The 14,168-nt window shown below is 59.5% G+C and carries 11 protein-coding genes and 1 tRNA gene; 3 read left to right on the top strand and 9 right to left on the bottom strand.

Annotated elements, in window-relative coordinates; genetic code table 11:
* The first annotated feature begins 261 nt into the window (after positions 1-261).
* Positions 262-1,668 carry a nucleobase:cation symporter-2 family protein gene (locus G5171_RS09365; RefSeq protein ID WP_421243962.1) on the top strand — a complete coding sequence of 469 codons (1,407 nt, stop codon included), beginning with the start codon at positions 262-264 and terminating at the stop codon, positions 1,666-1,668.
* A 63-nt stretch (positions 1,669-1,731) separates the two neighbouring features.
* Here G5171_RS09365 and G5171_RS09370 read toward each other — a convergent pair whose 3' ends face one another.
* The 3 genes from G5171_RS09370 to G5171_RS09380 form a co-directional block, all read right to left on the bottom strand.
* Positions 1,732-3,528, bottom strand: coding sequence for a M3 family oligoendopeptidase (locus G5171_RS09370; protein WP_421260083.1), 1,797 nt, complete (start codon positions 3,526-3,528; stop codon positions 1,732-1,734).
* Positions 3,529-3,651: 123 nt separating this feature from the next.
* Entirely contained in the window at positions 3,652-4,572 is a 921-nt protein-coding gene (locus tag G5171_RS09375) for a DUF808 domain-containing protein (protein ID WP_421260084.1), read from the bottom strand.
* 1 nt (position 4,573) lies between these two features.
* Positions 4,574-4,714, bottom strand: coding sequence for a hypothetical protein (locus G5171_RS09380; protein WP_021231002.1), 141 nt, complete (start codon positions 4,712-4,714; stop codon positions 4,574-4,576).
* Between the two features lie 250 nt (positions 4,715-4,964).
* On the opposite strand from G5171_RS09380, the gene G5171_RS09385 reads away from it, so the two are divergent.
* Positions 4,965-5,567, top strand: coding sequence for a DUF924 family protein (locus G5171_RS09385; protein WP_421213329.1), 603 nt, complete (start codon positions 4,965-4,967; stop codon positions 5,565-5,567).
* Positions 5,568-5,634: 67 nt separating this feature from the next.
* Here the strand turns inward: G5171_RS09385 and G5171_RS09390 are convergent, their stop codons facing one another.
* The 5 genes from G5171_RS09390 to G5171_RS09410 form a co-directional block, all read right to left on the bottom strand.
* Complete coding sequence (locus G5171_RS09390; RefSeq protein ID WP_421213327.1) at positions 5,635-7,254, bottom strand: methyl-accepting chemotaxis protein; 1,620 nt, start codon at positions 7,252-7,254, stop codon at positions 5,635-5,637.
* A gap of 104 nt (positions 7,255-7,358) precedes the next feature.
* Entirely contained in the window at positions 7,359-8,618 is a 1,260-nt protein-coding gene (locus G5171_RS09395) for a dicarboxylate/amino acid:cation symporter (protein WP_421202613.1), read from the bottom strand.
* A gap of 204 nt (positions 8,619-8,822) precedes the next feature.
* Complete coding sequence (locus G5171_RS09400) at positions 8,823-9,254, bottom strand: CC0125/CC1285 family lipoprotein (RefSeq protein ID WP_421251243.1); 432 nt, start codon at positions 9,252-9,254, stop codon at positions 8,823-8,825.
* Between the two features lie 216 nt (positions 9,255-9,470).
* Positions 9,471-9,547 (bottom strand) — tRNA-Pro (locus G5171_RS09405).
* 112 nt (positions 9,548-9,659) lie between these two features.
* Positions 9,660-11,003, bottom strand: coding sequence for a dihydroorotase (locus G5171_RS09410; RefSeq protein WP_042053202.1), 1,344 nt, complete (start codon positions 11,001-11,003; stop codon positions 9,660-9,662).
* 80 nt (positions 11,004-11,083) lie between these two features.
* Between G5171_RS09410 and G5171_RS09415 the strand changes: the two genes are divergently transcribed.
* Complete coding sequence (locus tag G5171_RS09415; RefSeq protein WP_180342922.1) at positions 11,084-11,959, top strand: 6-pyruvoyl trahydropterin synthase family protein; 876 nt, start codon at positions 11,084-11,086, stop codon at positions 11,957-11,959.
* A 71-nt stretch (positions 11,960-12,030) separates the two neighbouring features.
* Here G5171_RS09415 and G5171_RS09420 read toward each other — a convergent pair whose 3' ends face one another.
* Positions 12,031-14,043: a methyl-accepting chemotaxis protein gene (locus G5171_RS09420; protein WP_005344641.1), complete on the bottom strand. Its 2,013-nt coding sequence runs from the start codon at positions 14,041-14,043 to the stop codon at positions 12,031-12,033.
* Positions 14,044-14,168: the final 125 nt, after the last annotated feature.

Here is a 14,168-nt window from a genome sequence, read left to right on the forward strand (position 1 = left end):
TCCTTCCCCTGCCAACAGCCGGACACTTATCTGGCCGGTATGTGACTCATCCCGCAAAAACAAGGCGTTATCGCCAAACGTTTTCGCTCATGAGCGGCATTGTGCATGTTTTGTGCACTGACCCGTGCTGCACCGGATCCCTCTCACCACTGCAAAGGGATCTGGCACCTCTGTCAATACACGAGATCAATGACCGGGAAAGCTGCGGCTTTCACTATCTTGCCTGTAGCAGTTGCGCGGGCTTCAAGGAGTGATCTGTTCATGAACGAGACCAACCCCCCCTCCCCCCGACCGGGCACGCGCAAGCGCCCGGTGGATGAAGTGGAGCGCATGCTCCCCATGGGCCAACTCTTTACCTTGGGCCTGCAACATGTGCTGGTGATGTACGCCGGCGCCGTGGCGGTGCCGTTGGTGATCGGCGGCAGTCTGGGGCTGCCCAAGGAGCAGATCTCCTACCTTATCAGTTCGGATCTCTTCTGCTGCGGTATCGTCACCCTGTTGCAATGTGTCGGGATTGGCCGCTTTGCCGGGATCCGGCTGCCGGTCATCATGTCGGTCACCTTTGCCGCCGTGATGCCGATGCTGGCCATCGGAGCCAACCCGGATCTGGGGCTGACGGGCATCTTCGGCGCCACCATCGCCGCCGGTATCATCTCGACCCTGCTAGTGCCGCTGATAGGTAGGCTGATGCCGCTCTTCCCCACCGTAGTGACCGGGGTGGTTATCACCTCCATCGGGATCAGCATCATGCAGGTGGGGATCGACTGGATGGCGGGGGGCAAGGGCAATCCGGAATATGGCAGCCTGCGCTACATCGGCACCAGCTTTCTGGTGCTCGTCTTTATCCTGCTGGTGACCCGCTTCACCAAGGGCTTTTTCAGCAATATTTCGGTGCTGCTCGGGATCATCTTCGGCTTCGTGGTGGCCATCGCCATGGGCGAAGTGAGCCTCGACGGCCTCGGCGAGGCAGCCTGGTTTGCCCCCATAGTGCCCTTCGCCTTCGGCTGGCCCACCTTCGATCCCATCTCCATCGCCACCCTCACAGTCATCATGCTCATCACCTTTATCGAGTCGATGGGTATGTTTCTGGCCCTTGGCGACATCGTCGGCCATCCGGCCAGGCGCGGTGATATCGTGCGCGGGCTGCGGGTGGATGGCATAGGCACCATCATTGGTGGGATCTTCAACAGCTTCCCCCACACATCGTTCTCCCAGAATATCGGTCTGGTGAGCGTGACCGGAGTATCGAGTCGCTGGGTCTGCGTGATGTCGGGGGGGATCCTGCTTGCCTTTGGCCTCATCCCCAAGATGTCGGTGCTGGTCGCCTCCATCCCGCCCTTCGTGCTGGGGGGCGCCGGTATCGTCATGTTCGGCATGGTGCTGGCAACCGGTATTCGCATCCTGGCGCGCACCGATTACAACAGCAACCGTCACAACCTCTATATCGTCGCCATCAGTCTTGGAATTGGCATGATCCCGACGGTCTCCGGGAATTTTTTCCAGCAGCTTCCGGCGCAGCTACAACCGCTTTTTCATAGCGGTATTCTGTTGGCCACCATCAGCTCGGTGCTGCTCAACCTCTTCTTCAACGGCTATCAGCCGGATCTGACTCACCAGACCCGTCCTCTGTTCGTAGGTCCCATCAAACCGCAGCAAGAGCAGGCATAACAAACAGGCCCCCGGACAGCGAGACGGTCCGGGGGCCTGTTGTTCATATCACCGCTGACCCAATCAGGCAGGCAACTGCGCGAAGCGCTCTACCGCCTGCGCTACTTGTGCCAGACTCCCCTGCCAGAAAGCGGCCTCACGGATATCCTGCCCCAGATGCTTGGCTACCAGATCTTCGGCGCTCATCCGGCCGGTATCGCGCAGCAAGGCGCGATACGCCTCGGCCACTCCCTCTTCCCCCGCCGCCTTGCGGCTCATCAACTGCTGATAGACCCCGAGGCTAAACAGATAACCAAACAGATAGGGGTAGTTGTAAAAGCCCAGCCCTGGGATGGAGAAGTGCGCCTTGGCCGCCCAGAACATGGGGTGATAGCGGGTCAGGCTCCCCTCATACCAGCGTCCCCACGCCTCGTCGGTCAGTGCCTTGAGTCGCTCTGCCGGCACATAACCCTGCGCCCGCTCGGCCACCAGCGCCTGCTCGAAATCGAAGCGAGCCGGGATATTGACCAGGAAGGTGGCTGCGCCGTCGGCCTCGGCCCAGGCGATGGCCAGCTGCTCTTCCGGGCTTTGCGCCTGCTCGAACAGGGCGCTGCGCACCAGGGTTTCGGCGAAGATGGAGGCCGTCTCCGCCAGCGTCATGGGATAGCTGCGCTGACTCATCGGCAGATCGCGAATGACCCAGTTGTGCCAGGCGTGGCCCAGCTCATGGGCCAGCGTAATGACGTTGTCCATAGTGCCGGCATAGGTGACGAAGACCCGCGGCTCGACCGGTTCGGCAAACTTGGTGCAGTAGGCGCCGGTGCGGCGATTTGGCGTGGGGGCCGCATCAATCCACCCCTTCTCGGCCATCATGCGGGCAAACGCCCCCATCTCGGGATCGAAACGGCTAAAGGCATCGGCAATCAACTCGATCGCCTCATCAAAAGGAATGTCGCGGCTGCTGGCAGCTGGCGGCGGCGCAAAGAGATCCTCCGGCCCCAGATCGTCGAGACCAAGGCACTCGGCCATCAGCTCCAGCGCCCGCTGGCCCAACCCACGGGCTCGCCAGGTTTCGCTCATCAGGGCATCGAGGGTGGCACGCTCGATATGGCTCTGGTGGCAGGAGAGATCCAGCGCATCGAGCACACGGGTTTTGCCACGCTGACGGGCCAGCTCCAGCCGCCAGCCGTTGAGGGCATTGAGGATAGCGGCAACCGTCTCCTGCTCACCTTCCCAACCGGCGCTGATGGCATCAAAGGCTTCTAAACGCAGCGCACGTATCGGGCTGGAGAGCAGATTGCTCGCCTCGGCCAGCCCCATCTCGCGGCCATCAATGGTCAAGCGGATCTTGCCCACCAGATCGTTGTAGAGGTTGCCCCAGGCGTGCAGGCCATCGGTGCCCAGACCAATCACCAGCTGCTCTGCCGCCACCGGCAGGCGCTGATCCTGCAAACGACGCTCGTGGCGCAGGCGGAACGCCTCCTCGCCTAGTAGCGGATCCGCCATCAGCGCGGCGAATTCCTCTTCCGGCAAGGCCAGCATCAGATCTTCCACCGGCGCCAGCGTCTTGAACAGATCGGCATTAAGGGCGCGGGCACGGGACGCCAACTGTTTGGCCTGCGGATCCCGCGCATCCTGACTGCCGCGGCATGCGGCCAGAATGGCGACGTTCCAGCCGATATGGCGAATATCACGGGCGCGCAGCCGCACTTCCCGCAAGAAATCCAGCAGTGCAGCGTCATCACCGCGCACCATGTCCAGACCCGCCATATAGCTGGTCAGCTCCTCCAGCGCGTGGCGGGCGGCGCGCATGTCCGCTTCCAGCTCTGGGCTGTCGAGGCCCGGGTAGATATGGTCGTTATTCCACTGTTGTTGATACATAGCTTCTCGCAAAGGCCTTTATCGGGAGGCGCAGCAGACCTGCGGGCAGCAAGTCCGAAACCGGGCAACCCGAAGGCCAAAAAATGAAGAGAGGAAAAAAGAGACAATGGCCCGCAAGCTCGCTTATCCCTTGGCCGGGGCGAGACGGCTCACCAGCGTCATCACGGCAACCAGCAGCAGACCCGCCACCACACCGGCCACGGCGTTGAGCAGCGTCGGCGTCACCGCCGCCAGTACGGCACCTGCTGTGGGCAGGGTGGCGACTACAGCGGCTGCACCTTCAATCAGGTGATGGGCAAAGGGCCAGCCATGCACCAGAATGCCGCCGCCCACCATAAACATGGCGATGGTGCCGACCAGTGCCAGCAGGTGCATCAGACGAGGCGCCGTCACCAACAGTCCCTGCCCCACAGCGCGGCGCAAGGCGCTGCCATCGGGCTTTTGCAGCAGATGCAGACCGATGTCATCGAGCTTGACGATCAGCCCCACCAACCCGTAGACCCCGATGGTCATCAGCAGGGCGATGCCCGCCACCACCGATAGCTGCAGCACGAGGCTTGCTCCCTGTACCGTGCCAAGAGCGATGACGATGATCTCGGCAGAGAGAATAAAATCGGTGCGGATCGCCCCTTTTACCTTCTGCTGCTCGAAGGCGACCAGATCATCGGGAATAGGAGCTGTGTGTGCCTCACCTTCGCTCACTTCATGAGGCAGGAACTTGTGGGCCAGCTTCTCGGCCCCCTCAAAGCAGAGGTAGGCGCCTCCCAGCATCAAGAGTGGCGTGATAAGCCAGGGCACCAGGGCACTGATGGCGATGGCGGCGGGCACCAGAATCAGCTTGTTGCGAAATGAGCCTTTGGCCACCGCCCACACCACCGGCAGCTCCCGCTCGGCACGCACTCCGGAAACCTGCTCCGCGTTGAGGGCCAGATCATCCCCCAATACCCCGGCGGTCTTCTTCGCCGCCATCTTGGTCATCAGCGCCACGTCATCAAGCACGCTGGCGATATCGTCGAGCAGGGCCAACAAACTGGTTCCAGCCATATCAAAGATCCCTTATATCAGTGAGAAACGTCTTCCCGAAAAATGTCTCGCGCTTGTTCACCACGACCTTGGTCATCAGCGCCACGTCATCAAGCACGCTGGCGATATCATCGAGCAGGGCCAACAAACTGGTTCCGGCCATATCAAAGCTTCCTTATATCAGTGAGAACAACCCCGGGAGAGAGGTGTACGTCCCGATAACCACCAGGGTCAACAGGACCACCTCATGGCGATCGCAGGCCATCATCGGCCGCGCCAAGAATCCGGCGCTCACCATCGGGGGTTACGTCTTTCGGGCAAAAGATGGCACAGTGTAACGAGAAGCCGCCGTTTCGGCAGCACCCCTGAGCCATTTGTTCCTGGTTCCCTCTGAATCACCTCAAGGAGTTCCCATGCAACCCTGGCAATCTCTGCTCGCTCTCTGGTTTGGCAACGAAGCCGATGACGTCCTGCGGGCCACACGGCAAGCCCCGCTCTGGTGGGGAAAAAGCAGCGAAACGGATGCCCTGCTGGCCAGCCGCTTTGGCGAGCTGGCAGAGGCCGCAGCCAAGGGCAGTCTCGCCCACTGGGCCGATCTCCCCAGCGGTCGGCTGGCGCTGATCCTGCTGCTCGACCAGTTGCCCCGCAATATCCATCGCGGCACGCCTGCAGCCTTTGCCCGGGATCCGCTGGCACGGGATCTCTGCCTGAAAGGGCTGTCCATCGGGGCGGACAAATCCCTCTCACCACTGGAGCGGGTCTTCTTCTATCTGCCGCTGGAGCATGCCGAATCCCGCGAACAACAGGCCAGAAGTGTGGCGCTGTTCGAGGCACTGGCTGCCGAGCAAGCTGGCACACCGGCGCAGGCGACCTTTGCCGGATTTGCCGACTTTGCCCGCCGCCATCAGGTGATCATCGAACGCTTTGGCCGCTTCCCCCACCGCAACGACATTCTGGGTCGCACCAGCACACCGGAAGAGGCGACATTTTTGCAGCAACCGGGCTCAGGCTTCTAAGCAGGCCATATAAAAAATCCCCGCCAGCTGGCTGGCGGGGATAGCGTATGGATAACAACTCTCGGCGTTACTGAATGCGATAGCGGGATATCTGCTGGTGGATGCTCTCGGTGGTGACATTGAGCTCCTCGGCTGCGGCTGAGGTCTCCTCCGCTGTGCTGCTGGTTTGCTGCACGACCTGAGCAATCTGCTCTACCTGATGAGCGATCGACTCGGCGGCCGAACTCTGCTCGCGGATGGCATTGGTGATCTCGCCCACCTGCTCCATCACCCGGTGCGACGCACTGCGGATTTCGGCAATAATGGCGCCACTCTCGGTAGCCATGTTGACCCCCTGGCTCACCTTCTCCTCCACCAGATGCATGCGGGAGACCGTATTGTTCGACTCCTGCTGGATCGCCTCTACAGTGGCAGATATCTCCTGAGTGGATTGGGCTGTGCGCTCAGCCAGTTTGCGCACTTCATCTGCCACCACCGCAAAGCCACGGCCGGACTCCCCGGCCCTCGCCGCCTCAATGGCCGCGTTCAAGGCCAGCAAGTTGGTCTGCCCCGCCACATCACGGATCACGTTGACCACACCGCCAATGCGCGAAATGCCCTCACCCAGCGCAATGACCTCGGCCGAGGCCTGCCGAATGGAGTCGGCGATCTCGTTGATGGCATGAACGGTACGATCTATGGTTCTGCTTCCTTCGCTAGCCAGCTGCCCTGACTCATTGGTGATACGGCTCGTCTCCTGGGTACGCTGGGAGATATCTGTGATGCTGACAGTCATCTCTTCCACACCGGCGGCGATCAGACTGGTAGCATCATTGGCCTGACTGGCCGAGCTGGCGAGGTGCTGCGCCGCTTGAGAGAGGGATTCGGCAGTGCTCTTGATCTGCAAGCTGCCGACGGAAAATTCGGTAAATGTCTGTTGCAGCGTATCGAGCAACCGGTTGACCGCATTGAGGGTCAGACCAATCTCATCCTGCTGTTTCACATCCGCTCTGAGGGTAAAGTTGAGGTCGCGCTGGATCCGGGTCAGGGTATCCATGGCGGTGCGAAGGGGATTGGCCACCTGATTGAACAACCAGACAAACAGCCCCATCGTCAGTACGGTGGCACCACCGGCGATAAGCAACAGGGTTTGCAGGCTGTTGTCGTAGTTCTCCTGGCCCTGCTTCTTGAGCGCCAGTCCCAAATCCATATTGAAGTTGACGTGAAGCTCGATTGCCTTGGCAAATTCTTCAAACAGTCTGGAGGCTTCCGTTGCTAGCTCGTCTCTTGCCTCATCATTCTTGTTTTGGCTGGAAAGCAGCAGAACCTTGTCTATCGCCTGATAGTATTGCGCAATAATGCGTTGATCATCGTCAGTCAGGCGCCGATCTTCATCATTGGATAGCATATCGCTTTTGTATTTATCCAACAGTGAGCTGATCTGTTTACGCATATCTGCAATATTCGTTTCGATCTGCTGCATCTTGCTATTGTCAGTGTTGAGGATATGAGTCTGCACATGCGAATGCAGCTCATAGAAATCGGCCTGGACTTCCTTGATAAGGGAAATACTCGGCACCGTATTGTCCGTCACATAGCTCAAATCACGGTTGCCTGCCCCAAGGCGATTGATACTGAACCAACTGAGAAAAATGAGCGTCAGAATCACCAGCAGCGCGATCAGTTGCAGTCGACGAGCAATATTCATAACCGTACACTCCAGATGGAAACTATCTAGCAGTGTAGACGAGCCATAAACAACAACGGCCCGCTTTAGCGGGCCGTTGTTGTTTATTTTTCATGGCGTTGTGATCAGGCTTTGGCTGGCTCACTCTCGCCCAGCGCGACGGTGTCACCCAAGCTGTCTTCGGTCTTGGCAACCACGCTGGCGGCGATGGCGTTGCCCAGCACGTTGGTGGCAGAGCGGCCCATATCGAGGAAATGGTCGATCCCCAGCAGCAGCAGGATGCCAGCTTCCGGAATATGGAACTGGTTCAGGGTCGCGGCAATCACCACCAGAGAGGCGCGCGGTACCCCGGCCATCCCCTTGGAGGTGACCATCAGCAGCAACAGCATGGTGATCTGCTGGGCCATGGAGAGCTCGATGCCATACGCCTGGGCGATGAACATCACCGCGAAGGTGCAGTACATCATGGAGCCATCGAGGTTGAAGGAGTACCCCATCGGCAGCACGAAGCTGGCGATGCGCTTGTCACAACCGAACTTCTCCAGACGATCCAGGGTCTTCGGATAGGCGGCTTCGGAGCTGGCGGTCGAGAAAGCGAGCAGGATGGGTTCGCGGATCATCGCCAACAGTTTGATGACGCGACCACGCAGGAAAACGCTGCCCATGGCGATCAGCAGCAGCCAGAGGCAGGCCAGCGCGATATAGAACTGGGCCATAAAGCTGCCGTAGGTAACCAGAATACCCAACCCCTCTTTGGCTACCATGGCGGCGATGGCGCCAAATACCGCGAATGGCGCAAAGTTCATCACATAACCGGTCACTTTCAGCATGATCTCCGCAGCGCTGGCCATCAGCACCACTACCGGCTTGGCCAGATCGCCGAGCGCGGCGGCAGCCAGACCGAAGAAGAGGGAGAAGACCACGATCTGCAGGATCTCGTTGGTGGCCATCGCCTCTACCACGCTCTTGGGGATGGCGTGGGTCACAAAATCTTTCAGGGTAATGGCACCGGCAGCAATGCCCGAGCTGGCGGTGTCATTGGGCAGGGAGAGTGAAAGACCCACACCCGGCTGCATCAGGGTCACCATCACCAGACCCAGACTCAGGGACATCAGGGAGGCCAGCATAAACCAGCCGAGGGTCTTGGCACCGATACGCCCCACGGTGCGGGTGTCGCCCATCTTGGCGATCCCGACCACCAGAGTGGTGAAGACCAGGGGAGCGATGATCATCTTGATCAGTCGCAGGAAGATATCGGTCAGGATCGTGATGTTATTGGCGAAATCCGCAGCCTGATCTGCGGCAAACATACGATAGCCCTGGCCGGTGAGGATGCCAAACATCATGGAGATGAGGATGGCGACCGTCAGTTTATTCATTTTCATGGGGGAGTCCCGGTTTTGATTGGTGCAAGCCGTAAACAGTGGCGTGGGAGCCACTACAGTCCGTTTTTGTGATCCGAGCCGTTGATTCCTGGCGGCTGGTATGCTGGGAGAATGCCTAAAAGCAGGGGGTAAATCTAGAGGCTTTATCCAGAATTTTATCCTGCCATTAGGTGTATGTGATATGGATCTTGCAAACCACCAATATTAATCGCTGCTTATTTTGATTTCTGCGAGATATTTCGCATTCAGAGTTCGCTCATCGAGTGCCCGTGGCAACAGGCGAAAAGTGAGCAGCGCCGAGATGGTATGCTGCACCTGCATCTGGGCCATAAAGAGATCAGGCTCATCCTCGTCAAAGCCGAAGATCGGCCGTGATGGGGTCACCCTGACGGCATCGCGGTTAATGAGCAGCTCATCGACCTTGAGCCAGGAGTAACCCTCTGCCTGTGCCAGCTCCCCTGCCCGCTTGAGCACATATTTGCGGGCGGTCTCCCTGTCCACCAGATCGTTGCCGACAAACTCCAGCTGCCATTTGTCCGGGCCAAGCCGGGTCTGGGAGAAACCGGTCTGGCCGTTCCAGAATGACTTTTCACTCTCGTAAGGGGTGGCGCAGCCCACCAGCAGCAGGGTGAGCATCAGCAGACAACAGGGTTTAGATACGGATGCAGACACGAGAGGCCTCGCCAGGCAAATGAGCAACAGAGTCGTTACTACACCATAAAGCGCGGTGGCTGCACAATCGACTCACGCCAACAGCGACCCGCGTGCATCACCACTGGCTTCACGCCTGTGCGGCAAATCGCAGGCAAAAGAAAAGGCCTTGTCGTTTGACAAGGCCTTTATCGGGGAATTTGGTCGGTGTGAGAGGATTCGAACCTCCGACCCTCTACACCCCATGCAGATGCGCTACCTGGCTGCGCTACACACCGACGGAGTCAGCTCGGCTGACGGGGGCAGAGTTTATGGAGATGACCTAGCCATGTCAACAGGGAAACGCCGCCAATTCCTCGGCCACAGTGCGTTCGCCTGCTTTGCGAACAATCAGCGGTTAAAGGTCAGCCGCTTGCCCAGGATCTGGTCAGTCACCTGCCCGTTTTGCCAGGCGATCTGGCCGTTCACCAGCGTCATCTCCACCGTGCTGTGGAAGCGGTAGCCGTTGAAGGGCGACCAGCCACAGTGGTAGAGGATGTTGTCATCGTTGACCACATAGGGCTTGCCCAGATCCAGCAGCACCAGATCGGCGAAATACCCCTCGCGGATATAACCGCGATCCTGCACCTGGAAGCGCTCGGCTACCGCGTGGGAGGTCTTCTTGACGATGGTCTCCAGGGTAAACACGCCGTTGTGGTAGAGCTCCAGCAGCGCCTGCAAAGAGTGCTGCACCAGCGGCACACCGGACGGCGCCTTGAAGTAGCTGTTCTGCTTCTCTTCCCAGGTGTGGGGCGCGTGGTCGGTGGCGATGATGTCGAGCACGTCGTTGCGTACCGCATCCAGCAGTGCCTGCTGGTCGGCAGCACTCTTCACCGCAGGGTTGCACTTGATCAGGCTGCCCTGGGTCTCGTAATCGGCATCATTGAAGAAGAGGTGGTGAACGCACACCTCGGCGGTGATGTTCTTGTCCTTCAGCTCGCTCAGGTCGTGGCTGGCGGTAAACAGCGACAGCTCCTTGGCCGAGGTCAGATGCAGCACGTGCAGCTTGGCACCGTATTTTTTCGCCAGCGCCACCGCCATGCTGGAGGATTTGTAGCACGCCTCGTCACTGCGAATGCGGCCGTGCTCGCCCATCGGCACATTCTCGCCCCACTTGGCCCGCGCCGCCTCTTCCGCCTTGGCGATGGTCGGGGTGTCTTCGCAGTGGGTGACGATCATCACCGGACTTTCGCGGAAGATGGCCGCCAGGGTCTCCTGATTGTCCACCAGCATGTTGCCGGTCGAAGAGCCCATAAACACCTTGACCCCGCAGGACTGCTTGGGGTCGAGACGCTTGATCTCTTCGAGGTTGTCGTTGGTGGCGCCGAGATAGAAGCTGTAGTTGGCGACGGAGGAGTTGGCGGCGATCTGGTATTTGGCTTCGAGGGCGTCGAGGGTGGTGGTCTGGGGATTGACGTTGGGCATTTCCATGAAACTGGTGGTGCCACCGGCGACGGCGGCGCGGGATTCGCTGGCGATAGTCCCCTTGTGGGTCAATCCCGGCTCCCGGAAGTGGACCTGATCATCGATCATTCCGGGGATGAGATGGCGACCTGCGGCATCGATAACCAGCGCATCGGGCGCCTCGATATCCGGGGCGATGCGGGCAATCCGTTCCCCCTCGATCAACACATCGGAGGCATAGATGCGGCCTTCGTTGACCAAGGTGGCATTCTTGATAAGCAGTTTGTTCATGGGGGGTTCCAGTTCCTTTGCCGATAATCGCGGGTCATAATAGCGCAAAACTGCCCTTTCTCTGTAGCAAGGCCTGACTGATGAAGTTATTTGTAAGAGATTTGACCGTGATCGACTCCAGCTACCTGTGCGAACGCCGCGGCATGGTGGGTGAGAGCTGGCTGGTAGATATCGAAATGAGCGGTGAGCTCAACGAAATGAGCATGCTGCTGGACTTTGGCCGGGTAAAGAAGCTGATCAAGTCGATCATTGATGAAGAGGTGGACCACAAGCTGCTGGTGCCGACCGAGTGCCCGCTGATCCACGTCGAGACACTGGATGGTGACGAAAGCACAGTGGATCTGCTGCGCCCGGGTCGCTCCATCCATCTGCGCTGCCCATCCCAGGGCTTTGCCTTTATCCCTGCCCCGCAAGTTGATAAAGAGTCGGTGACCCGCTACCTGCTGGCGGTGCTGGCCAAACGGCTGCCGGGCAACATCAAGGATCTGTCGCTGACCCTGCGTCAGGAGGCGATCACCGGTGCCTTCTACCACTACAGCCACGGCCTGAAAAAGCACGATGGCAACTGCCAGCGCATCGCCCACGGCCACCGCTCTCCCATCGAGATCCACATCGATGGCGAGCGCGACCAGGAGCTTGAGCTCAACTGGGCCGAGCGCTGGGGCGATATCTACCTCGGCACCGAGGAGGACAAGGTGGCGCTGACCGAGCTCGCTTTGAGCCCTCGCGCCAATGCCCAGCTTGGCGAGCATCACTGCGGCTTCAAATATATGGCGCCGCAAGGGCTGTTCCAGCTGGCCATCCCCACCGCCGAGGTGGAGATGATCGACACCGACACCACGGTCGAGCTGCTGGCCTGCTACATTGCTCGCGAAGTGAAGAATATAGTGGGCGACAAGTTCGTCAAGATTGTCGCCTATGAAGGGGTCGGCAAGGGTGCGATTGCCTACGCCTGATCCCCTTGTCGCTGCAGCAATAAAGAGAAGGCCCCGCATCTGCGGGGCCTTGTTGTTTCAACTCTCGACCATCAGGCGCTGAGGCGGAAGCGCTTGACCAGGCTCTCCTGCTGCTCGGCGAGGGAGTCCAGCTGCTGGCTGGTCTCGGCTACCCGCTCAATCCCCTGATAGTTGAGATCCGAGATATCGGAGATGCGGTTGAGATTGGTGGCGATGTCGGCGCTGGTGGCCTGCTGCTGCTCGGCAGCAGAGGCGATCTGGCTCGACATGTCGCTGATCAGCACCACAATCCCCTGCACCTCCTCCATGGCGTTGTTGGCGTGAGAGCTCTGCTCGACGCAGCTGTCCATCTCGCGAGAACACTCCTGCATTACTGTCACTGCCTTGGCAACCCCCTGCTGCAGGTTCTCGATCATGGTCTGGATCTCGCTGGTGGACTGGGCGGTACGACCCGCCAGACTGCGCACCTCATCGGCCACCACCGCAAAACCGCGCCCCTGCTCGCCGGCCCGCGCCGCTTCGATGGCCGCATTGAGGGCCAGCAGGTTGGTCTGCTCGGCGATGCCGCGAATAACATCGAGGATGTTGCCGATCTGGCTGCTCATGCTGCTCACATCACCAATCACCTTGCCAGTCTGTTGCAGCTTGCCCGCCAGCTGATGAGTGGTGGTGATATTGCCTGCCATCACCTTACGCCCCATCTCGGAGGCCTTCTCCACATCCTGCACCCGCTCCAGGGTCTGGTTGGCCGCCTGCGCCACCTCCCGCACCGAGGCCTCCATCTGGGTCATGGCGGCGGCGACCGAGGCGGTCTCCTGCCGCTGTTTCTCCAGATCCGCCCGCACTGATTCGGTGGTATGGCGGTTGCCGTGAGCAGCATCGTTAAGCTGGGCGGACGCCTGTGAAAGCTGCGCCAGCACCTCCCCCATCTGGGCAATCAGCAAGTTGATCTGGCTGCCCAGCTGGCCGAATTCGTTCTTGCTGCGAAAACCGATGCGCTGGGTCATGTCGCCCTGGGTCACTTCGGTCAGCACCCGCAGCAGCTCCCTGAGCGGACGGCGAATGGCCTTGCCCAGGGTATAAGCCACCAGCATGGCGATCAGGATGGCAACCGCTATGCTGGCGCCCTGAGTCAGGGTGCTCTGGCTCTGTGCGGCTTTGGCATGCTGAATACTCTGGTTCATCAGTTGCTGGCTCTGAGCAGTGATCCGCTCAAGCCGATCCTGAATTGCCACGATGAGCGCGCTGGCCTGCTTGCTCTTCTCCCGCATCTGTTCCTGCTGCTTCATCAGCGCCAAATACTGGGAGAGCACGCCTTCGCTTGCGGTCGTATCGCGCACGAAACCATGGACGTAGTGACCCATGTTGTTATCGAAATCCTTGAGCTCCCCCTGCAGATCCTTGATGGTGCTGTTGAACCCTTCAATCTGCATCCTGTTGCGCTTGAGCGCGGCTTCAATGGGCGCGGGAATACTCTGATTGAGGGCATCCATGGTAGAGAGTTCGATGGCGGAGAGCTTGGTGGTCAGGGTCTCGGAGAGCATCTTGATAAAGCTGTCGTCGATGGTGACCATCATGTCCCCCAGACTCTTCTTGAACTGGGGCAGACTGACCTGAAACTGCCCCTTGGCCAGATTGACCTTGTGCAGCCGGGTAAGCAGTGCCTCGTGTTCGCCGGGCAGGGTGTCGGTCAGTTGCAGGTAGCTGTCGACCTGCTGGCTGAGCGTGCTCATCTCCCCTTGCAGCTCGGGGTGGTGGGCGACCTGCTGGCGCAAGGCGTCAAGACTCTTGCCTACCGCGGCCTTGGCCTGTTTCAGTTCGGCCACTTCGGCCGGCAGCTGTTTGGGATCCTGCTCGGTGAGCACATCCCCCAGCCACTTGTTGGCGCTGAGCAGGGTGATCTGGGTCTGACTGCTGGCAATTACCAGCGGCATCGACTGCTGGGTAACCTGCTCCAGCGCGTTCCCCAGAGTCTCCTGGCTACGAAATGTGAGCAGTGAACTGGCCACCATCACGGCCACCAGGATCGCGAAGCCAAGGTAGACTCGCTGCAAGATGGAGAGATCCGACATTGTTTGTTTCATTATTGTCCCGCTGTATATGCAAAAGTCCCTTGCCTGAGTACCCCGTCCTTTTGATACCCTGCAGAACCCTGAACAGGTGATGCAGATGACGTCCCTCTGGCTATCGGTATTCTTAACAATAACTG

Source organism: Aeromonas sp. 600774 (assembly GCF_049175075.1).
Lineage (GTDB): Bacteria > Pseudomonadota > Gammaproteobacteria > Enterobacterales > Aeromonadaceae > Aeromonas > Aeromonas veronii_A.